The sequence below is a fragment of the Roseovarius arcticus genome, from assembly GCF_006125015.1.
Taxonomy (GTDB): domain Bacteria; phylum Pseudomonadota; class Alphaproteobacteria; order Rhodobacterales; family Rhodobacteraceae; genus Roseovarius; species Roseovarius arcticus.
The window spans coordinates 3,324,932-3,345,162 of the sequence record NZ_SZZN01000001.1 but is presented as its reverse complement, the minus strand read 5'-3'; the positions used below and the strand labels follow the sequence as shown (position 1 = coordinate 3,345,162).

The 20,231-nt window shown below is 58.4% G+C and carries 17 protein-coding genes; 5 read left to right on the top strand and 12 right to left on the bottom strand.

The features are described 5' to 3' along the window. The first annotated feature begins 99 nt into the window (after positions 1–99). From ccrA to MK6180000_RS16010, 3 genes are all read left to right on the top strand, one after another. The gene (gene ccrA / locus MK6180000_RS16020) at positions 100–1,386 is read left to right on the top strand and encodes a crotonyl-CoA carboxylase/reductase (RefSeq protein ID WP_138935638.1); all 1,287 of its coding nucleotides are present in this window, start codon (positions 100–102) and stop codon (positions 1,384–1,386) included. Positions 1,387–1,544: 158 nt separating this feature from the next. Further along, on the top strand, positions 1,545–2,561 hold the full coding sequence (locus MK6180000_RS16015; protein WP_138935637.1) for a TAXI family TRAP transporter solute-binding subunit: 1,017 nt from the start codon (positions 1,545–1,547) through the stop codon (positions 2,559–2,561). A 78-nt stretch (positions 2,562–2,639) separates the two neighbouring features. Beyond that, positions 2,640–4,730 carry a TRAP transporter permease gene (locus MK6180000_RS16010; RefSeq protein ID WP_138935636.1) on the top strand — a complete coding sequence of 697 codons (2,091 nt, stop codon included), beginning with the start codon at positions 2,640–2,642 and terminating at the stop codon, positions 4,728–4,730. 36 nt (positions 4,731–4,766) lie between these two features. Here MK6180000_RS16010 and MK6180000_RS16005 read toward each other — a convergent pair whose 3' ends face one another. The 6 genes from MK6180000_RS16005 to MK6180000_RS15980 all read right to left on the bottom strand — a co-directional run bounded on the left by MK6180000_RS16005 (position 4,767) and on the right by MK6180000_RS15980 (position 8,632). Further along, complete coding sequence (locus tag MK6180000_RS16005) at positions 4,767–5,633, bottom strand: branched-chain amino acid aminotransferase (RefSeq protein WP_138935635.1); 867 nt, start codon at positions 5,631–5,633, stop codon at positions 4,767–4,769. A 208-nt stretch (positions 5,634–5,841) separates the two neighbouring features. Next, positions 5,842–6,585, bottom strand: coding sequence for a metallophosphoesterase (locus tag MK6180000_RS16000; RefSeq protein WP_138935634.1), 744 nt, complete (start codon positions 6,583–6,585; stop codon positions 5,842–5,844). Positions 6,586–6,685: 100 nt separating this feature from the next. Further along, positions 6,686–6,880, bottom strand: a complete 195-nt coding sequence (locus MK6180000_RS15995; protein WP_138935633.1) for a hypothetical protein — start codon at positions 6,878–6,880, stop codon at positions 6,686–6,688. A gap of 209 nt (positions 6,881–7,089) precedes the next feature. Beyond that, entirely contained in the window at positions 7,090–7,302 is a 213-nt protein-coding gene (locus MK6180000_RS15990) for a hypothetical protein (protein ID WP_138935632.1), read from the bottom strand. Between the two features lie 283 nt (positions 7,303–7,585). Next, positions 7,586–7,951, bottom strand: coding sequence for a DMT family transporter (locus MK6180000_RS15985; protein ID WP_138935631.1), 366 nt, complete (start codon positions 7,949–7,951; stop codon positions 7,586–7,588). Positions 7,952–7,975: 24 nt separating this feature from the next. Then, positions 7,976–8,632 carry a class I SAM-dependent methyltransferase gene (locus MK6180000_RS15980; RefSeq protein ID WP_138935630.1) on the bottom strand — a complete coding sequence of 219 codons (657 nt, stop codon included), beginning with the start codon at positions 8,630–8,632 and terminating at the stop codon, positions 7,976–7,978. A gap of 330 nt (positions 8,633–8,962) precedes the next feature. Between MK6180000_RS15980 and MK6180000_RS15975 the strand changes: the two genes are divergently transcribed. Both MK6180000_RS15975 and asnB read left to right on the top strand, forming a co-directional pair. Further along, positions 8,963–10,633: a glycosyltransferase family 39 protein gene (locus MK6180000_RS15975; protein ID WP_138935629.1), complete on the top strand. Its 1,671-nt coding sequence runs from the start codon at positions 8,963–8,965 to the stop codon at positions 10,631–10,633. Between the two features lie 32 nt (positions 10,634–10,665). Further along, positions 10,666–12,606, top strand: coding sequence for an asparagine synthase (glutamine-hydrolyzing) (gene asnB, locus MK6180000_RS15970; RefSeq protein ID WP_138935628.1), 1,941 nt, complete (start codon positions 10,666–10,668; stop codon positions 12,604–12,606). Here the strand turns inward: asnB and MK6180000_RS15965 are convergent. The 6 genes from MK6180000_RS15965 to MK6180000_RS15940 all read right to left on the bottom strand — a co-directional run bounded on the left by MK6180000_RS15965 (position 12,564) and on the right by MK6180000_RS15940 (position 19,985). Next, positions 12,564–12,962: a GtrA family protein gene (locus tag MK6180000_RS15965; RefSeq protein WP_138935627.1), complete on the bottom strand. Its 399-nt coding sequence runs from the start codon at positions 12,960–12,962 to the stop codon at positions 12,564–12,566. The two genes, asnB and MK6180000_RS15965, sit on opposite strands and share 43 nt — an antisense overlap. 22 nt (positions 12,963–12,984) lie before the next feature. Continuing rightward, positions 12,985–14,352, bottom strand: a complete 1,368-nt coding sequence (locus MK6180000_RS15960) for a nucleotide sugar dehydrogenase (RefSeq protein ID WP_138935626.1) — start codon at positions 14,350–14,352, stop codon at positions 12,985–12,987. Between the two features lie 201 nt (positions 14,353–14,553). Continuing rightward, entirely contained in the window at positions 14,554–15,315 is a 762-nt protein-coding gene (locus MK6180000_RS15955; protein ID WP_171054662.1) for a polysaccharide deacetylase family protein, read from the bottom strand. Positions 15,316–15,317: 2 nt separating this feature from the next. After that, positions 15,318–16,766, bottom strand: coding sequence for a protoporphyrinogen/coproporphyrinogen oxidase (locus MK6180000_RS15950; protein ID WP_138935624.1), 1,449 nt, complete (start codon positions 16,764–16,766; stop codon positions 15,318–15,320). 47 nt (positions 16,767–16,813) lie between these two features. After that, the gene (locus MK6180000_RS15945) at positions 16,814–17,740 is read right to left on the bottom strand and encodes a glycosyltransferase family 2 protein (RefSeq protein ID WP_138935623.1); all 927 of its coding nucleotides are present in this window, start codon (positions 17,738–17,740) and stop codon (positions 16,814–16,816) included. 196 nt (positions 17,741–17,936) lie between these two features. After that, positions 17,937–19,985: a hypothetical protein gene (locus MK6180000_RS15940; RefSeq protein WP_138935622.1), complete on the bottom strand. Its 2,049-nt coding sequence runs from the start codon at positions 19,983–19,985 to the stop codon at positions 17,937–17,939. Positions 19,986–20,231 lie beyond the last annotated feature (246 nt).

The following is a 20,231-nucleotide window of genomic DNA, read 5'->3' as shown; positions in this document are numbered from 1 at the left end:
GTCCTCCGGTCATTGCATTGTTGCGTAAGCCTCGATATTTCAAAGACCGACGCACGCGATTCTGCATCGCGGCACCGCTTAGACAGAAAGGCCCCCATCATGGCTCTGGACACAGATACCGGCATCGCGCAGTACGACGCGCCTGAAAAAGATCTCTATGAGGTCGGCGAAATGCCCCCAATGGGCTACGTCCCCAAGCAGATGTATGCATGGACCATCCGCCGCGAACGGCACGGCGAGCCAGATAAATCTTTCAAGCAGGAAGTCGTCGATGTGCCCGTGCTGGACAGCAACGAGGTGCTGGTGCTGGTGATGGCCGCTGGCGTTAATTACAACGGCGTCTGGGCCGGGCTAGGCCAGCCGATCAGCCCGTTTGACGTGCACAAAGCCGAATACCATATCGCAGGTTCCGACGCCGCTGGCGTTGTCTGGGCGGTGGGCGACAAGGTGCGCCGCTGGAAGGTGGGCGACGAGGTGGTCATCCACTGCAACCAAGACGATGGCGACGACGAGGAATGCAACGGCGGCGATCCCATGTTCTCGCCCTCGCAGCGCATCTGGGGATACGAGACGCCCGATGGCAGCTTTGCCCAGTTCACGAATGTGCAAGCGCAGCAATTGATGCCTCGACCCAAGCATCTGACATGGGAGGAATCGGCCTGCTACACTCTGACCCTTGCCACCGCCTATCGGATGCTGTTCGGGCATGAGCCGCACGACCTGAAGCCCGGTCAGAACGTACTGGTCTGGGGCGCTTCGGGCGGTCTGGGAAGTTACGCAATCCAGTTAATCAATACGGCGGGCGCTAATGCGATCGCGGTCATCTCGGAAGAGGACAAGCGCGAGTTTGTTATGGCGCTGGGTGCCAAGGGCGCGATCAACCGCAAGGATTTTAACTGCTGGGGCCAGTTGCCCAAGGTGAATACCGATGAATACAATGCTTGGCTCAAAGAGGCGCGCAAATTTGGCAAGGCGATCTGGGAGATCACCGGCAAGGGCGTCAGCGTCGACATAGTGTTCGAGCATCCCGGCGAGGCGACATTCCCAGTATCGGCGCTGGTATGCAAAAAAGGCGGCATGGTCGTGATCTGCGCCGGCACTACCGGATTTAACTGCACCTTTGACGTGCGGTATATGTGGATGCACCAGAAACGCCTGCAAGGCTCGCATTTCGCCCACCTGAAACAAGCCAGCGCGGCCAACAATCTGATGGTCGAGCGGCGGCTGGACCCCTGCATGTCCGAAGTGTTCCCGTGGGCAGACATCCCCGCCGCGCACCTGAAAATGCTGCGCAATGAGCATAAGCCCGGCAATATGGCCGTGCTGGTTCAATCCCCGCGCACCGGTCTGCGCACCGTCGAGGATGCGGTCGACGCGGGAAAGTAGGGCGCCGACCCGACATCAAGCGCCTGGCCGCCCGAGCGAGCATATGTTCGTTCGGGCGGGGCAGGCGCATATGCCATGACAACCTTCCTCATTGCATTGCCCTATGCGCTGTAGTTTATTCGCGGTTCATATCTCATAGAGTTCAGGGAGGAACCCTCATGAAAACAAGTTTCAAACGCATCATCCGTACTGCCACTTTGGGCGCGGCGATGATGGTCGTCGGCTCTGTCGCCGCTGCGCAGGAACCGCAGTTTTTCCGCATCGGCACCGGCGGTACGTCCGGCACCTACTATCCAATCGGCGGCCTGATCGCGAACGCGATTTCGGCGCCTCCCGGTTCGCGTGCATGCGAAGAGGGCGGATCGTGCGGCTACCCTGGCCTGATCGCATCGGCCCTGTCGGCCAACGGCTCTGTCGCCAATATCAACGCGATTGCTGGCGGCACGCTGGAATCGGGTTTCTCGCAGTCAGATGTGGCCACATGGGCGCAGACAGGTACTGGCATCTGGGAAGGCCGTGACGCGGTCGACAACCTGCGCGCCATTGCAAACCTCTACCCCGAGACGATCCACCTGGTCGCCTCCGCCGCATCGGGTATCACCTCTGTCGCGGATCTGAAGGGCAAGAACGTGTCGCTGGACGAGCCGGGTTCCGGCACGCTGGTCGACGCACGCATCATTCTGGGTGCCTATGGCCTGACCGAGGCTGACATCGAGGCCAACTTCCTCAAGCCGGATCAGGCAGCTGACCGGATGCGTGACGGCGCGATGGATGCGTTCTTCTTCGTCGGCGGCTTCCCTGCTGGCGCCATTGCCGAGCTGGCGAGCCAAGAAGATATCGTTCTCATCCCGATCTCAGGCGCCGAGGCAGAAGCGGTGACCGGCGAGTACACCTTCTTTGCCGAGAACATCGTGCCCGGCGGTACCTATGAGGGCGTGACCGATGATGTCACCACCCTGTCGGTCGGCGCCCAGTGGGTGACCAGCGCCGATCAGCCCGAAGATCTGATCTATGGCATTACCGCCGCCTTGTGGAATGAAAACACCCGCAAGCTGCTGGATTCCGGCCACCAGAAGGGCAAGGCCATCACGGTCGAGACGGCCCTAGACGGTATCGGCATCCCGCTGCACCCGGGCGCCGAGAAGTTCTATCGCGAGCAGGGCATGATCGAGTAATCAGCCCCCAGAACACACCGGCCCGCCACGCGCGGGCCGGTTTTTTTGTATCCCCACACAACTACCAGCGAGGCGGCAATGTCACAGGCATCCGAAGCGGAACGCGTCAAGGAAATGACCGACGCGGAAATGAGGGCTCTGGAAGAGAGATACGATCCAGAAGTCCGCTTTCGCCCGTTGCTGCCCAGCATGAAATGGCTCGTCGGTAGCGCGCTTTTCGTGCTGTCATGCTATCACTACTACACCGCCGGGTTCGGCATCCCGCAGGCGACCGTCCATCGCGGGACGCATCTTGCGTTCACTCTGGGACTGATCTTCTTCTCGTTCACGGCATTTGGCGCGCGGCCCACGCCGCGTAGTACGTTAGCGACACCGATGGGCATCCCCATTACCGACTGGATCCTTGCCGCGGCGGGCATCGCCTCTGCTCTCTATGTGCCGTGGGTATTCAACGATTTGGCGTTCCGCGTCGGTAATCCGCTGATGATCGACGTCGTCATGGGCACCGTTCTGATCGCCGTTCTGATGGAGGCGACGCGCCGCGCCATGGGCTGGCCCCTGCCAGTGATCGCCATCCTGTTCATGGCCTACGCGTATTTCGGCCGCTCGATGCCGGGTGTACTGACGCATCCCGGCGCCAGTTGGACAAACATCGTCAATCATTTGTATCTGACCAGCCAAGGCATCTACGGCACCGCGCTGGGCGTAATTTCGACCTACGTGTTTCACTTTGTACTGTTTGGTGTAATGGCCACACGCATCGGTCTGGGCCAGCTCTTCATTGACCTCGCCTCGGCCCTCGCGGGCCGTTTCGCGGGTGGCCCTGCCAAGGTATCAGTCGTGTCGTCTGCGATGCTTGGCTCCATTTCGGGCTCGTCCATAGCCAATACCGTCACCACTGGGTCGCTGACCATCCCCGCAATGATCCGCATCGGATATCCGCGCCACTTTGCGGCGGCGGTTGAGGCAGCATCGTCCACCGGGGGCCAGATCACGCCGCCCGTCATGGGCGCGGTTGCGTTTCTGATGATCGAATACCTTGGCGTCCCGCTGACGACGATCCTGACGGCGGCGCTGGTTCCAGCCTTCATGCACTTTTTTGGCGTGTTGGTGCAGGTCCACCTCGAGGCGCGGCGCCGCGGCCTGCGCGGCATGACCAAGGATGAATTGCCCGTCGCATGGGTCGTGTTCAAGGCCGGCTGGTTGACCACACTGCCGCTATTCGTACTGGTGGCGACGCTGCTGTCGGGCAAAACGCCCTATCTGGCGGCCTTCTACGGCATCTCTGCATGTATCCTAGTGCTGGTCATCCAGAACCTGCTGCGCCACGGCAGCGACCTTGCGGGATTTGCCAAACAGACCGCGACAGAATTGTGGGACAGCTTTGTCACCGGCGCAAAATTCTCGCTTTCGGTCACGGCGGCAGCGGCGCTGGTTGGCGTGATCATCGGTGTTGTCACGCTGACGGGCGTCGGGTTCAAGATCGCCTACATGGTCACGTCGGTCGCGGCTGTCTGGGCCGGAAATGTCTGGGATTTCCTGTCGTTTATGCCGTTCGAGGTAATGTCGGTCCCGGCCCTGACCCTGATGTTCACGCTTATTATGACGGCGGTAGTCTGCATCCTGATGGGCTGCGGCATTCCGACGACGGCGAACTACTTGATTATGATCGCCGTCGCCGCGCCGATCCTGAGCATGCTGGGGGTGCAACCGCTGGTCGCGCATTTCTTTGTCTTTTACTATGGGGTCATGGCCGACATTACGCCGCCCGTGGCGCTGGCCGCCTATGCGGCGGCGGGCATCGCGGACGCCAACGCGTTCAAGACTGGGAACACGGCCTTCCGCTTGGGTATGGGCAAGGCGCTTGTGCCGTTCGTATTCGTCTTTTCGCCGTCGCTGCTGCTGGTGGTTGATGGGTTCACGTGGACCGAATTTGTGATTGGTGTGTCGGGCGCGATGGCTGGTATCTGGATGCTGTCTGCGGCCTTCGCGGACTGGCTGATCGGCCCGATGCGCGCCTATGAGCGCGCGCTGTTGGCTGTCGCTGCGATCCTGTTGGTTGCGCCAAATATCTATGCGACGCTCGTGGGCCTCGCCATAATCTCGCCAGTGTTCCTAAGACAGCTACCCATGCTGCGCATGACACCGGCAGAGCGGATAGCGGCATAGAAAACAGCGCCGGGCGACATACGCCCGGCGCGGTACCTACAGCGGGCTGCCGGCGGCCCAATCCCAATACATCTCGCGCGCGCGGCGCGTGACAGGACCGACCTGATAGGACGTGTCATCGAACGCAGTGACCGGCGTCACCTTGGCCATGTTGCCGGATAGGAACACCTCATCGGCGCCATGAAAGTCCTCAAAGCTGAGCGTCGTCTCATGTACGCGGATCCCAGCGTTGCGCATGTTATCAATGTGCCGCGCCCGCGTGATCCCGGCCAGAAACGTGCCGTTTGGCGCGGGTGTGAACACCTCGCCATCCTTGACCATAAAGGCATTGGCCGTCGCGCTTTCGGCGACATTTCCCAGCGCATCGGCGCACAGCACGTTGCCAAATCCCTTGGTCCGCGCCTCGGCCAGCATCCGCGCGTTGTTGGGGTATAGGCAAGCGGCCTTGGCGTTGACCACCGCATCCTCCATCACCGGGCGGCGAAACCGGGTGCGCGTCAGCGTGGTGGATGAACCCTCAAGCGGCATCGGGATTTCTTCGAGGCTGATGGCAAACCCAGTCGAGGTGCCATCAGGGACAATCGCCATATAGCCGGTATCCTGCCCCCAATACATGGGCCGAATATAAACCGCCGCCCCCGGTGCATAAGTCTGCAAACCCTCGCGAATAATTTGCACCATAACGCTCGCATCCACAGTCGGCTCTAGCATCAATGCCCTGGCCGAAGCATTGACCCGCGCGCAATGCAGATCCAGATCCGGCACCAGCCCATGCGCCAGCCGTGCCCCGTCAAAGACCGCACTGCCCAGCCACATCCCATGATCCGCGGCCCGCATGACAGCCGCGTCGCCCTCATGCCATGCGCCCTCGAAATACGTCCGGATATTGGTGCCAGTCGCCATTGATTGCCCCTTCGTTCACTTTTGCAAAAAATACCCACCGCCGGAGGGGTGTCCGCTTCGTATCATATGTTCTTATGGCGCCCCAACCCCCTTTGAAAACCCCGAGAGGCTAGTGGTTTGGGGCGTGAGTGTGAGTTGGGATTGGGGCCAGCCCGTGCGAGGGTGCTATCTCAATCTGCTCGTCGCGTATGGCAGGTTTTGGCCCGCCCTATGCAGTCGATACTTCGATGAACTCAAGCCCGTCTTGGCTAAGCCAAGCGGCCGACAGGCGATTTGTGCGCCACGCGCCGGTGTCGACAGCGATCCGCCCTGATTGGGCATGTCCCTCATCCATGATCGTATGGCCGTGTGCGACCCACAGCCCATCGTAGCGCTTTTGGCGTAAAAAGGATGGATGCCCCCAAAGATGCGTTTGCGCTGATTGATCTTCGATAGCACGACTGGGGTCGGCACCCGCATGCGTCGCGACAAGCCCGTCTTCGCGCCAGACAAGCGGGAGGGCTTTCAGCCATTTCGCGATCTCGCTCGGCATGGCCGCAGCAAGGGCGGCGCCAAGGCGCTCCAGCCGCTTGTCTGCACTGACGCCTGCATTCCGTGTCCAAGGTGCGAGTCCGAAGCTTGCTAGGGTCTCGTTGCCACCGTTGCCTAGCCAGAGTGGTCCGTGCCGGGCAGGATCATCAAGAAAATCGAGCATCATGCGTTCGTGGTTGCCCATGAGGCAGATGACGTGCCCGGGCGCAGCGCTGCTCATCTCGGAAAGCTGGTTCAGTATAGCGGCGCTCTGTGGTCCCCGGTCGATCATGTCCCCCACGAATACGATCCGATGCGCGCCTGCATCTGGGCGCGCGTCTATCGCGTCCAGCATACGCTGCAGCAAGTCCAGACGGCCATGCAAATCGCCGACGATGCAGATGGGGGATTGAGGGCAGGGCAGAGGGGCGAACGCGGCCATTGCCTCCGTTTGTGGCCGGCCCCCGGATAAGAGATCGCGTAGGCTGCGCATGGCACCTCCCAAACCTTGACTATTCAAGGGCAGGGTATCTTAGCGCCGATCAACTCTCGGCTGCAACCAGTCCAGCGTATCGTGGCTGCTGTACCAGCGCCAAGGTTAGCAACAGCACAGTGCCTGCGATCCCGCCGAGCATGTAGGCGAGCAGCGCCAGGGTAAGGCCATATCCCATCACCGCAGTGACGATCGCCGAGATGAAACCCAAAACAACTCCACATATCAGGCATGCAAAAATCATGGGTACTCTTCCTCTAAATTCGCTAGGCTTCGGGGCAAACCCTCGACCTGTCTCTGGGATTGAGCATGTCCGTGAAATTGGGCGCAATTATGATGAGCAGCTTTATTTTTGCCGGTAGTGTTTAAATAAGAGTCAAAGCAGGACACTTTAACTACGCTGATCCCGCCTCGGGACATGGATCAGCCCGGATGCAGTCAACGCGGCTCAATTCACTGGGTTTGCCTTTGCTGCGCCTCGCGTTGACGCAGAATCCGTAATGCAACATCGACAACGAAGGCAAAGAAACCGATCGCCAGAGCTGCGAGGCAGCCGAACAGACTGTAGAAGCAAAGAGACATTAGAATGGAATATCCGGTAAAAAACGCAATGAATGCAGCAGTAAAGCCGGTGAGCATTCCGATTGTGATAATGCCAAGTATCATCTCTAACTGCTCCCAGCGTGGTCAGGGTAACCCTAAAATGCGCGTGCGGAGGAGGTCGCGTACTCTTCTCACTTCAGGCTGCCTCCGCCTCATCACCGATCTTGGGCGATTCAAGTTAATTTTTGGTAAACGTGTGCGCTATCATAAGCTGCAACCTAAACGCGTCTGTCAAGAAGAGGAACTATGCAGAATGGCACACAGGATCATAGAGTGACCTACCATATTTGGCGTTTGCCGTCCGCTTATGTACCAAACAGCGCGTTAGAGGCGCAGGCAATTTGCATCAGATCTGTTTGACCTGCGAAAGGATAATGATCCCGACGATTACAAATCCGACGCCTGCGAGTTTCTGCAATGACAGGGCCTCCGCGAACAGAAAATTTCCTGCCAAAATAATCCCAACCATCGCCAGCCCGGTGATGGCAGGATAAGCGACGCTAAGATCGATGCCGCGGATCGCGATGAGAAAACAGGTAAGAAGTAACACGGCGCTGGCCATGCCTGCCCACATCCATGGAGCGACGAAAAGCGTCGATATGGCCCCCAGGTCGAGCGGGGCCGGAATATCGCGCATCGCAGATTTGAACGCCACATTAGCGAAAACGTTTGCGCAGACGGCGATTAGCAAAACACACCAGTAAAATAGCATCTTCGTCTCCTTAAGGACTGACGCCTATTGAGGGCGCCGAAAAAGGATTAGTTCGTGGCGATACCAGAGCATATCGATCTCTTGCCTGGCATGAACGGTGAGGCCTTCTTCGGTGCCCCAACTCAGGATGTCCTGCAAGTCGACATAGTTGATCCACTCGCGGGCAACGACCAGATCGTGCAGACGATTTGCCGTCGCGCGCCAGAATGGGCGCCGCGCCATATCCTTGTATAGAAACCACTTGCCTGGTGCGGTGCGGGCTGCGGCCTTGGCAAAGACGCCGCGCTGCGCGGCGGGTGGCACGTGGTGCATCACGTCAATGAGCGAGATCAGATCGAACGCCCCCTCCGGCCAGGGCCGGGTCGCATCAAGGCATTCGAAGCTGACGTCGTTGGCCTGCGGCAATTCGCCGGTCATGGAATTACCCATCTCAATTGCGGGCGCGCTGCTATCAAAGCCAAGTCCGCCGCCAATGCGGTTTGTGGCGGCAAGCGTACCCAGAAAGAGCCCCGCTCCGCAGCCGACATCCAACACCCGCGCGCCGGTTGGAACCTGATCGACTAAAATGTGATAGGGACAGATCATGGGTCGCCAGTGTTGCAGCTTTCGCATTATCGGCGGGCCGCTGCGGTATATTTGGCGGGCGATCTTCGCAATATCCGCAGGTCGGTGCTGGGCCATGTCCGGCGTCTCCACTAAAAAGGCGTTGTTTTGGCGCCCATCGTGACGCGAAAGGCTGCCGAACAGGGCGTTTAGCTGCCAGCGTCCGGCACAATTGGCGCGCTCGTTGCTAAAATGTCAGAACAAACCGCATTTCATTCAAAAACCACATTGAAAACTAGTTCTGCTCCGTTATCCTTGCAGGCGCAGCTTCGAAACGAAATACTTTTCGGAATTGTGATTTCTGAGATATATCACCCTGCGTAGAAAAAGATGTCATGGCGCGACTGTGGATTTCAAAGAGAACTTTAAAAGTATCTGTATTTAACGAGTAAAAAGATCGCACATCAAATGAACACGGTCTATCTCAAAGTCGCTGCCGGTCTGGTGTTGATCCTGCTGGGGGTGTTGGCATCCTCTGAGCAGTTGATCTGGATACTACAAGGCATTGAGGCGCCGGACGATCGCCCGCTCGTTCTTGGCACGTTGTTGTTCAAGGGTGGCCTCGTCGGTATCGGGACGTATGTCCTGCTGCTGGCGTTCATGCCCCGGTACACTCCGCCGCGCGCGGATGGTCCGGAACTCGCGGTGGCGAGCCCAGCGCAGACGGCCATCTTTGCCGGACTGATCCTTGTTTCTATAGCTATGCGCCTTTACCGCCTCGACGTTGGCATCTGGTATGACGAGATGCTGACTTATGTGCGCTACATGCCGTTGTCGGTCGGGCAAATTATCAGCACCTACGACGATGCCAATAACCACGTACTGTTTACAGTGCTGGCGCGGCTGTCCCTGTCTGCCTTCGGAGACAGCGTATGGGCCCTAAGACTGCCAGCAGTCGGTTTCGGCGTCGCCAGTATCGCGGCGCTTTATTACTTCGGTCGCCGAGTGACCAACACTCGCGAGAGCCTGCTTGCCGTGGCATTGATGACGGTCTCCTATCACCACATTTGGTTCAGCCAAAACGCACGCGGCTACACCGCGCTGCTGTTTTTCACGATCCTGTCTAGCGCTTGGTTCATGGACGCCGTCCGCCACGGCAACCCACGCAAATGGCTTCTCTATAGCGCTGCCGTCGCACTGGGGGCCTTTACCCATCTGACCATGGGGCTGGTGGTGTTTGCGCATTTCGCGATCTGGGCCGCCGCAGCGATCCGGGGGATGCCATATCGGTGGAATGGCCTCTTTTTTGGGTTTATTCCGGTCGGTCTCCTGACGTTTCTGGCATATGCGCTGGTCCTGCCCAACGTCGTCGGCGGTGCGCTGCTTAATTCGGGGTTGCAGGGACCGGACAGCGAATGGACGAACCCGCTCTGGGCGCTGATGGAGGTCGTGAATGGCCTTCAGGTTGGGTTTGCGGGTGGCGGGGTCGCCGTAGTGGCGGTGGCGATTTTCGCAATCGGCCTTGGTGACTTCCTGCGGAAGCGCACGGCACTCGCAGCGTTGTTCCTGATTCCGACCTTGGTCGGGTTCGGGGCTATGACCAGCATTGGCTATACGCTGTTTCCACGGTTTTTCTTTTTCGCGATGGGGTTCGGGATACTCATTGTGATTCATGGGGCCGCGCTGACGGGCCAGGTTATCGGGCGCCTAGTGCGGCTACCCGGCCGCGGTCCACAATGGGCGGGGGCGCTGCTATGCGCAGGTATCGTGGCGGTGTCGCTCTTGTCACTTCGCCATGTCTACGCGCCAAAACAGAGCTTTGCCGCTGCAATAAAATTGATCGAGCAACAGCAGCTGCCGGGTGACCGGATCGTTACCGTCGGCATCGCCGAGTTTCCGTTCAACTCCTACTACGGCAAGGACTGGGCTAACGTAACGACCACTGCCGAGCTTGACAGTCTCGGCCCAGCGGAGGGGCGAACCTGGCTGGTTTACACCATGCCGGTTCAGGCCGAAGGGGCCTATCCCGATATCCTTGCGCGGATCGACCGGAACTATAGGGTTGTCGAACGCTTTTACGGGTCTCTCAATGGCGGGGCCGTGATCGTGTGCGTAGAAGAAGCAGCCGCGGCGTCCTGACGGCATAGCATTTTTGAAGGGAAGCGGCTGAGATGTGCGGAATTTGTGGGATCTTGCGGCTTAATCGGGGGCCAGCGACAGACGAGGCGCTGATCTCGAAGATGGCCGATACGCTAGCGCATCGCGGGCCGAACGATGACGGCACTTGGCTAGATGACCGGATTGCCCTCGGCTTTCGGCGGCTGTCGGTGATCGACTTATCCTATGCCGGGCATCAGCCGATGACCAACGAGGACGGTAGCATCGTCATTGTCTTCAACGGTGAGATCTACAACTTTCAGGAGTTGAAAGAGAAATACCGTCTTGAAGAGCGCGGCCATGTGTTCAAGTCGCGCACAGACACCGAAGTGCTGATCCATCTTTACGAGGAAATCGGCCTCGACATGATCCCCGAGTTGAATGGGATGTTCGCCTTTTCGCTATGGGATAGCCGCACGCAATCGCTGCATTTGGTGCGCGACCGGTATGGCATCAAGCCGTTCTTTTATCAAAAGGACGACGATCACTTTCGGTTCGGGTCAGAGATTAAGGCAATCATCGCGGATGATCGCGTTGTACGGCGCGCGTCAATGCAAGCGCTGCACGACTTCCTCAGCTTCAACTACATCCCCGGCACCCAAACTGCGTTCGAGGGTATCCACGAGATTGCCCCGGGTCATCACATGACAGTCAGCCTCGCGGGCGATATCACCACAAAGCGCTACTGGGATCTGGACTTCACCGTCGATCACAACATTACCGAGGAAGTGGCGATAAAACGCTCTTACGAACTGATGGACAAGGCCGTGCAACGCCGACTTATCGCCGATGTTCCGATCGGCGTGTTCCTATCAGGTGGCCTGGATTCCAGCACTCTGGTGGCGCTCATGGATAAACACGTGAACACGCCTGTTCACACCTATTCCGTCGGGTTCGAGGATCAAAGTTTCAACGAATTGCCCTACGCTAGGATCGTCGCAGAGCAGTTCGGAACGGTGCACCGCGAAGTAATGATCACCGCCGATATGGTTCGGGACATGCTGCCAAAATATCTGAGCTTCATTGATGAGCCATATGGCGACGGATCGGCCATCCCGACCTATTATGTCAGCGAACTGGCCAAGGATGAGGTCGTTGTCGTCCTGTCAGGCGAAGGCGGCGACGAGGCTTTTGCCGGCTACGATACCCATGCCGCCTACGAGGTGTATCGCCAAGCCCGCAAGATCCCCGCCTTTATCCGCAACGGAATTCTCAAGCGGCTGGCGAACTGCCTGCCGGTCTCAGACAAAAAGCTGAGCTTTGAGTTCAAGGTGAAGCGATTCCTCGGCGGTCTAGATTTGCCGCCCGAAGAGGCGCACCATTGGTGGCGGATCGTGCTGGGCGAGGCCGAGAAGCGTGACCTCTATACCGATGCCGTGACGGACGCCGCGCCGCTGGAACCGGCGGTTCGCCACTTCACCCGCGCTTTTGAGCATTCCGGCGCAGCCGAGACGCTGTCGGGGCTGATGTACATAGATTCGACCGTCTTTCTACCCGACGATCTGATGATCAAGAACGACCGGATGACGATGGCACATTCACTGGAGGCGCGCGTGCCTTTCACCGATCCGGACCTGACCGCGTTCCTTGCCAAGGTGCCGTCAAAGATGAAGATGAAGAACCGTCGCAAAAAACACCTTATGCGCCGCGCGATGGAGAATGAGCTACCCGCGTCCATCTTGGACAAGAAGAAGGTCGGTTTGGAGATGCCGTATTCACGCTGGCTCAAGCATGAGTTGAAAGACCTGATGATGCAGTATCTGGGGCCGGAGAATATCGGGAAAACCGGCCTGTTCCGCCCGCAGGCGATCAAGGCGCTGATCGACGACCACATTGCCGGTCGCCGCGACAATGGTCGGCCGCTCTGGGGGCTGCTCAACTATATGATGTGGTATGAGTTATACATTCAAAATCAGCCCGGCTTGCGGAACACCCACAAAGTCGAGATGACATAGCTCGCCACAAATGATGCGCCGATCGCGATCAATAGCACCAGCCAGAATGGCAGCGAGGTCGCGTATTCCAGCCCCGCCACAGCAGCGAGCCGGATGACAAGCGAGAACAGTACCGCCAGAAAGTATCTGCCAAAGCCTTTGAGAGATATGGTTTTGTGGCTGGTATGCTCGTAGCTGAATATGCTGTGCCCGCAGTAATTGACGAACGAGCCGAGGACGAAACCGCAGGTCGAGGCGGCGATGTATGACACCCCGACCGAGGCCAACAGCAACGCCAGCAGGTAATCTGCGACCGTGCCGATGACGCTTACGCCTGTAAAGCGCAGGAACTGCCGTCTGTCTTTTAGATCCTTCATGCGGCTCCAGTCCGTGGCGGATTCAGATCTTGATCAGGCGCCCACCATCTACTGCAATACCGATCCTATGAAACACATTGCGCGTGTCAAAGATCCGGGTGGCATGGGACGCAACCAGCGCGTAATCGGGGGCGCTGTGGTCGGTGATGACGGCCACAGCGGCGTAGGTTTTTACACTCTCAGCGGTCAGCGGCACGGATTGGCGGCCTGCGAGATTCGCAAATTCGCCCCCTTCGGGGAGGTGCGGGAAAAACGGGTCGTGGTAATCCACCTCAGCCCCAAGAATTTCAAGTTGCTCCAGCAAAACCAGCGCCGGGCTGCGGCGCGTATCCTCGACATCGCGCTTGTATGCGATGCCCATCAGCAACAGGCGCTGCCCGCCAAGTGGCCGTGCAGGATCAACAGGCGGGCCGGACTCGCGTGACAGATCTGCGGCGATCCGGGCCGCCAAGGTCGCAGGCACGGCATCATTGCTATGGCGGGCCAGATCGATAAGCGGTGTGGCCGATCCAGCATCGGTCGCGCGCCACGACAGATACGCTGGCGAAACTGGGATACATGCCCCGCCAATGCCAGGGCCGGGGTAGAAGGGCATGAAGCCGAACGGCTTGGTTGCGGCGGCTGCAATCACCTCCCAGACATCCACGCCCATCGCTTCAAGCGCGGTCTTCATCTCGTTGACCAGCGCGATGTTCACGGTACGAAAGCTGTTCTCGACCAGCTTTACCGCCTCGGCCGTCGCTGCCGAACTTACCGGCACCGCGCGGGTGATGATGGCGTTATAGAAATCCTCGATCAGTTGAAGCGATAGCGGATCGTCGGCGCCCACGACCTTGGGAATGTTCTGCGTCCCGAATGTATGATTGCCAGGATCTTCGCGCTCTGGCGAAAATCCGAGAAAGAAGTCGCGACCTGCGCGCAGCCCGCTAGATTCCAGGATGGGGCGCACCAGATTTGCCGTCGCCCCGGGCCAGACGCTGCTCTCAAGTACCACAAGTTGGCCGGGCCGTAGTTGCATCGCAACATCTTCGGCGGCGGCAGTGACAAAGCGCATATCCGGTTTCTGGTCCGCCGTTAGCGGTGTCGGCACGCAGATCAGAATGATATCGGCATCGGCGAGTTCCGCACGGTCCTGCGTTGCCCGGAACCGCCCGCTATCCACGGCGCTGGCGATACGATCGGGTGCGAGGTAGGAAATGACCTGCGCGCCTTGCATGATCCGGCTGACACGCGTGCCGTTCAGATCGATCCCGATAGTGTCAAAGCCAGCGTCATAGGCGGTAAGCGCCAGCGGTAGACCGACATAGCCGAGGCCGACAACCGCGATCTTTGCATTGCGCGACGGGATGCTTTGCCCAAGGGAAATATGATGTGAGGATTCAAAATTCATGTTCTGGTCATATCAGTTCGAGAATAGTCCAATAGGCGGGGCGTTCGAGAGGCCCCGATGAAGTTAACGCTAGGACGGATTATGCAGTAAATCCAATGAATTTGTCGAATTTGGTGAATCGACCACAGGAGTGTTTCGCGTCCTGTCGCAATGGGTGCCTGCCTCAAAGATTGTTGTCAAAATTACTGCGCAGCGTCATGGTCAAAGGGTCCCGCCGGTGATTCTGCGCGCTACCTGCCGAACACTTCGCAATGCCCGGCGGGCCGTCAGGTAGGGCCCACCATTCCCGGCGAGATGCGCGGTCCAGCGCGCGATGTCTGTGAAGTAGAACATCTCGAGCCTTGGTAGGTCGTAGATATCCGCACCCGGCCCGACAGTGCCTAACCTTGTGCCAACAGACGTTGCGTAGTGGCGCGCGATGCAGTGCCTAACCGTCAGCGTTGAATATCCGTATGGCGGCGCGAAATGGCGCACGGGGACGCCGAGTTGCGCTTCAATCTCGCGCCCAGAGCTGGCGACTTCGTGGTCTAGCGTCTCGGGGTCCAGCGCGGTCAGATCCGGATGGTTGACGCTGTGCGCCCCAAAAAGCACGCCGTCCGCAGCCAACTCTTTGATCTGGTCCCAGCCCATGAGTGGGCGCGGCGGGGCATGGCATCCGGCCCAATTCTCAGGGGCGCCCATGCGTCCTGAGGGCAGATAGACCATCGGCGCGAAGCCGTGATCGCGCAGGATCGGCCAGGCGGTATCGGCGAAATCGACAAACCCGTCATCGAAGGTGATCACGATAGACCGTGCGGGCACATCGGCACGTGCATTCGCGAGCCTATCAAGCGACACAACTGGCACCTTCGAATCGGCCAGCGCCTGCATCTGCGCCGCAAAGGTCCGCGGCGCGATCGAGGTCGGTCCCGGCGCGTCCGAGATCGAATGATACATCAAAATATCGACCTTGCCGGCCGGCACGCTCAATCCTCCACGATATGCGTGGCAAAGACCTCGCGGTAGCGGTTCCATTTCGCCCGGTCCACCTGTCCGTCCGCATCGATACAATCCGCCGCGCCATAGGCCATGGCAAAGGCGTGATGGGTGTTATCGTGGGCAAAAAGCCCTTGTCGGCCAAACACCAGAAGCCCGTCCAGCCCTAGCAGCCAGTTATCAACCGTCTCGAAGCGCGATTGGTATTCCAGATCATAGACCGGGTAGGCATGGCTCAGCCGCCGCGTCTCGCAGCGCCGGACGGGTGCGGTAACTGGCAGGCCAAGTTGGTCCAGCCAGTCGGTGAAATGCCGGCCCAGTTCATCGTCCTGCATGTCCCACCATTCCTCGCCGGGATCACACGGCAATTCGGCGCAGAGCACGGTCACGCCCTTCGGCTCTGTGCTGGCCGAGTAATTCTTGGGCTCGGACATGCGGCTAATAGGGATCGACAATTCAGGAAAGTAATGCGCGTCGAATTCGGTGAACTGGTCGGTTTCCAGCACGAGGTAGAGCAAGATCATACCGCGGAACCGAATTGCGCGTGCGGCATCAACGACTTCGGCCGGAGGCTCGTCAATCAGCCGCGTCAGGCCGGTCAGCGGTATCGTTGACAGAATTAAATCGCCGGTGATGCGCCGCGTGCCATCACCATCACGGATATGTACGGCGCCGATGCGCGTCTCATCGCGTTCGATCCGCGTAATTTCGGTGTCGAACATGAATTCGGCGCCATTTTCGCGCGCAGAACTCTGCAGCGCCTCCTGAATCTGCCCAAACCCGCGGCGCGGGTAGTAAAACCGCCCGCCCGTTTCACTGCGCAATCCCGGCAGCAGGCGGACCATCTTCATCAGGATCTTGCCGACCGACCCGCTGCCAACCCGCCGCTCGGCGAGGGTCACCGCCAGCTCTTTTGGGTCGAGTCCCCAAAGCTTGCGAACGTAGGGAAAATAGAAATGCTCCGAAATCGTCGGTCCCAGCCCGTCGTAGAGAACAGTGGAGAACGTAGCGGGACCTTCGTTTTTCTGGCGAAACCGTTTCAGAACCATATCGCCGATCAGGGACAGCGCAAAAGGTTTTGGCAGGCGCATCAACGCATCGGTGAGTTTGAGAGGAAAGTGGATCCAGCGCCCGCCCAGCCGAATGCGGCCATGCCGTGGCCGCAACAACAGATCGTCCCCCAGAAGCGCCTTGACGTCGTCCATAACCTCCGGCTCCGCTGCCGGATGAAAACGGTGCGAGCCGTAGTCACAGGTAACCCCGTCCACCTCAAAAGAGGCCGAATTGCCGCCCGCGCGCGGCGCGCGCTCGATCACCGTCACCTTTGCTTGGCCGCTGCGGGTTAGTGCATGGGCTGCGGCCAGTCCGGCCGGTCCTGCACCCAGAATAACGATGTGTGGCTTGGTCCGCCCTTCGGTGGATTGGGAAACATCCTTCACTTATACTCTTCCTTTTTCGGCCTTTTGCAGTAGCAGGCACTTTTGTGTCAGGGCCTCAGATGCAGCCGCGAGATCATGTCGGCGATCAAACCGAGCGACCAGATCATGATCGCGGTCAGAAAAGAAAAGACCGTCGTTTCGCTGAGATTCCAGTAGCCGATGTCAATCACCAGCTTGAGCAGACCCAACATGAAAAAGATCAGTCCCAACGGAATAAAGACTCGCAGCGGGTTAAAGAGCATGATCGCCCTGAGTACCAAAATGATGAAATTGATAAAGTCGACCGGGCGAATTTTCGATTTGCCCACGCGCAGACCATATTCAATCGGGGTGTAGATCATACGCTTTCCATTGCAGCACATGCACAGCGTAATGGTCGTGGTGAACGAGAAGTTCTGCGGCAGAAGCGGCAGGAACGGCACCAGCTCTGAGCGGCGGAAAACACGCAATCCAGAATTGATGTCATTCAGTTTGCGCTCAGCAAGGAACGAGGCAAGCTTGTTCAGCATGAATTTTGCCGGACGTCGAATGAGCGGCACGTTTTTCATGGCCGCACCCCGGTCACCGACTACCATGTCCTGATCGCGGCAGAGCGCAAGCATCTCGGGCAGGTACCGGGCCGGGTACGTGCTGTCGGCGTCGAGGATCGCAACATACTCATACTGCGCGCGTTTCACGCCGCGCTTTAGGCTGGCACCATAGCCGGAGTTTACGTCGTTCCAAATGACGGTTGCGCCGCTCGCCTCTGCCTTAACGCGGGTGGCGTCTTGGCTGGCATCATCTACCACGATGATTTCGTAGGGTATTCCGAGCGGTTCGAGATGGCGGCGCACATCCTCAACAGTGCCGCTCACTGCGTTTTCCTCGTTATAGGCGGGAATAATCACGCTCAGCTCCATACCGGTCGTATCCGGTGTAGCCAATTCACTGACCTTGGTGCTGCCCGGTTCGGTCCGCTCCTTAATCTTGTTCATCGAGGTGAAATCTCCCTAAGTTCAATTACTAATACTATTATGCCCCCGCGATCCCATTTTTGAGTGGAACCGCCGGGCCGACCTGTCGGCTTTCTGGGCATGCTATTCAAACATACGTCGCGTGAGAATAGGCAACAAATAAGACCAAGATGGCACGATCCGGCGTCAAGTTTTGGGCCAAACTCTCTTTGCGGCGCTATTCCAGATCATTCAGGGTTAATGGGCCTTTGGTTACGGTGACGTGACGATGATCGCTAGACCGTCCGTTCACAAACAGGATTTTACGTCCCGGATAAGCGGAAGCGGCGCGCCGATTGCTCTCTGCGCCCAAATCGCGGGCAAAGAGCGGGCTTTGGGATCGCGGGCTGAAATCGTTTAGCCAGAAAGCGCTGCCATATTCCTGAGGGGAATCGGTGCTGACGAACACTAATGCGTTTTGGAATTCATCCTGCTGCGCAAGCTGGCTGTATTCGGTGTGATAGCCGTTGATTTCAGGATATCTGTTGAACGCCAGCCAGCTCTCAAAAACCAAGAGCGAAGACAGGCACAAGAATCCGATTCCGATACCCACACGCTTTGCCACCATTGCGTCTGGAAAAATGCGGTGAAACTCTCTGATGCAGGCGGTGATGCCAAGGGCGGTCAGGACCAAGAATGGGATGAGGGTCATGAACCAGTACCGCGCGCCGGCATAATACCCGCCATAGAACCAATATAGCGAATAGAGCGCTACGGTCGCGACGATAATGGTCATCATCGCTGCGGCGAAACGCGTGCAAGGTCCCCACATGACAAAGATCAAGACGAATATAAGCGACGCCCCACCCCATCCAAATAGCGAGGAATTAACCTCGTAGAGATTCTGATGCGCGTTTATCAGCGCCTCGGCCGGGCTGTGCCCCGCAAAGACATCAATGTCTCCCCAATCCGGAACCGCCCCCATTTCGGGTCCGAAGCCTAGTGCGTTGGAGTGTGGTCCCCAATACACGTCGTAATATGCGTTCAGCGGCGTGAGCAGCGGATCGCCAGTTAGATACGCCTGATAGGGGAATATCAGCGCGCCGACGGCAATGGCGCCAATGCTATAGAGTGCTACAGTTTTCCAATGACGCCGATCTTGCAGAAACGCTAACGTCCACACGCCTGTAAGTGTACCGATCAGCACCCCTTCGAGCGGTCGCGCCAGAAAGAGCCATCCCATGAGCGCGCCCGCGATTAGTGGCAGTAGGATCGACGGCCGCTCCCGAGTCCGGATCAGCAACACCCACGCGCCCAGAATCAGCGCCCAAGTAAAAGTATGCATCAACATCGTCGAGGAGACTGACACATACCAAGGTGATACCGCCATCAGAAGCGCAACCAGATTGGCGGTTCCGCGATCCGTCATCGACGCCGCAAATCTGTGGAGCAACAAAATGCTGCCAGCGGCCAGAGCCGGGTTAACGATCCAAGGCATGTGCACAAGCTCGCCGATTGCGAGTGCGAGGGGCCATCCGGGGAATGTGATCGAGAACCATCTGCCTTGGTAGGAATTCATAAGATAGTGATCGAACGCCTCTAGCGATGGCGGCAGCGGAAGAGTCATCAGCCCGCTCGCATAGGACTTGGCCTGAAATAGGTAGATTATGTCGTCGAGATGCGGAACGCCCCCGAATGAAAGCGTAGCAATCAAGAGGCAGATCACAAAGACTATTCCCGCTGCCAGACAGGGAAACCAACGGTCGAATTTCTGCTGGCGATCACCGCTGCCCGGAAGGCTGATCCGCGTCGTTACAACATCCGCCAACTTGTGCAACTGCGGCCCCGGCAGGGCGATCACGAGTGCAACGAAACTGGCGATGTTAATGCCGAGAAACGTCAGCGCGATAATAAGCTGCTTGAGGTAAAGCGCAGGATCATGGCGGGAGATCGGCTCCATCACACTTCGGGATGCCAGAACCAGGACTGCGGCAACCAAGAGAACCCGCCAAATGCCCAGACCGACAAGAACGCCGGGAATACGCCGAAAGACACTGTTCTGCCAAAGGACCATAGCGGCAGTAGCGCCCTGCAGGACAAGACAGGCCAGCATCAGGTACTGAAACCCGGATTGCGGCCTTATGCGGACCTGCTGAAACCAGAACGGATCCCTAAATGCGAGTTGCACGCCAAAGCCGACTAGGGCGGTCGCGGCCACAAGGCCCGCTTTTTGCCAGTTCCCGAGGATGGACAAACTGATAATCGCCAAGCCCAGTGCGTCAATCATGAGCCACCAGTATTGCCGAGGCGCGAGCTCATCGAGATGCAGGTATCCCGTCAATCCAAATGCGAATAGGGCTGCGGCGGCGAATGCGAGTGAAACCCTCACAGCCACCGTGACGCCGAGGGACCGGGTTGAGCGTATCGATGGCTCGCTCGGCTGAGTGCTAGGGGTAGCTATGGTCGGTCCTCCGCCTCGTTTCTATGGCATTTGCCAGTTTAGTTGTTTCACACAAACATTATACGCATGGTG

Bases quoted from the DNA above. Each gene is read 5' to 3' on its own strand.
- MK6180000_RS15995 (WP_138935633.1), bottom strand. From the start codon at position 6,880: ATGATTTTTGCATGCCTGATATGTGGAGTTGTTTTGGGTTTCATCTCG.
- asnB (WP_138935628.1), top strand. From the start codon at position 10,666: ATGTGCGGAATTTGTGGGATCTTGCGGCTTAATCGGGGGCCAGCGACA.
- MK6180000_RS16005 (WP_138935635.1), bottom strand. From the start codon at position 5,633: ATGGCGACTGGCACCAATATCCGGACGTATTTCGAGGGCGCATGGCAT.
- MK6180000_RS15940 (WP_138935622.1), bottom strand. From the start codon at position 19,985: ATGATTGACGCACTGGGCTTGGCGATTATCAGTTTGTCCATCCTCGGG.
- MK6180000_RS15990 (WP_138935632.1), bottom strand. From the start codon at position 7,302: ATGATACTTGGCATTATCACAATCGGAATGCTCACCGGCTTTACTGCT.
- MK6180000_RS15960 (WP_138935626.1), bottom strand. From the start codon at position 14,352: ATGAATTTTGAATCCTCACATCATATTTCCCTTGGGCAAAGCATCCCG.
- MK6180000_RS16015 (WP_138935637.1), top strand. From the start codon at position 1,545: ATGAAAACAAGTTTCAAACGCATCATCCGTACTGCCACTTTGGGCGCG.
- MK6180000_RS16000 (WP_138935634.1), bottom strand. From the start codon at position 6,585: ATGGCCGCGTTCGCCCCTCTGCCCTGCCCTCAATCCCCCATCTGCATC.
- MK6180000_RS15975 (WP_138935629.1), top strand. From the start codon at position 8,963: ATGAACACGGTCTATCTCAAAGTCGCTGCCGGTCTGGTGTTGATCCTG.
- MK6180000_RS16010 (WP_138935636.1), top strand. From the start codon at position 2,640: ATGTCACAGGCATCCGAAGCGGAACGCGTCAAGGAAATGACCGACGCG.
- MK6180000_RS15980 (WP_138935630.1), bottom strand. From the start codon at position 8,632: ATGGCCCAGCACCGACCTGCGGATATTGCGAAGATCGCCCGCCAAATA.
- ccrA (WP_138935638.1), top strand. From the start codon at position 100: ATGGCTCTGGACACAGATACCGGCATCGCGCAGTACGACGCGCCTGAA.
- MK6180000_RS15945 (WP_138935623.1), bottom strand. From the start codon at position 17,740: ATGAACAAGATTAAGGAGCGGACCGAACCGGGCAGCACCAAGGTCAGT.
- MK6180000_RS15965 (WP_138935627.1), bottom strand. From the start codon at position 12,962: ATGAAGGATCTAAAAGACAGACGGCAGTTCCTGCGCTTTACAGGCGTA.
- MK6180000_RS15985 (WP_138935631.1), bottom strand. From the start codon at position 7,951: ATGCTATTTTACTGGTGTGTTTTGCTAATCGCCGTCTGCGCAAACGTT.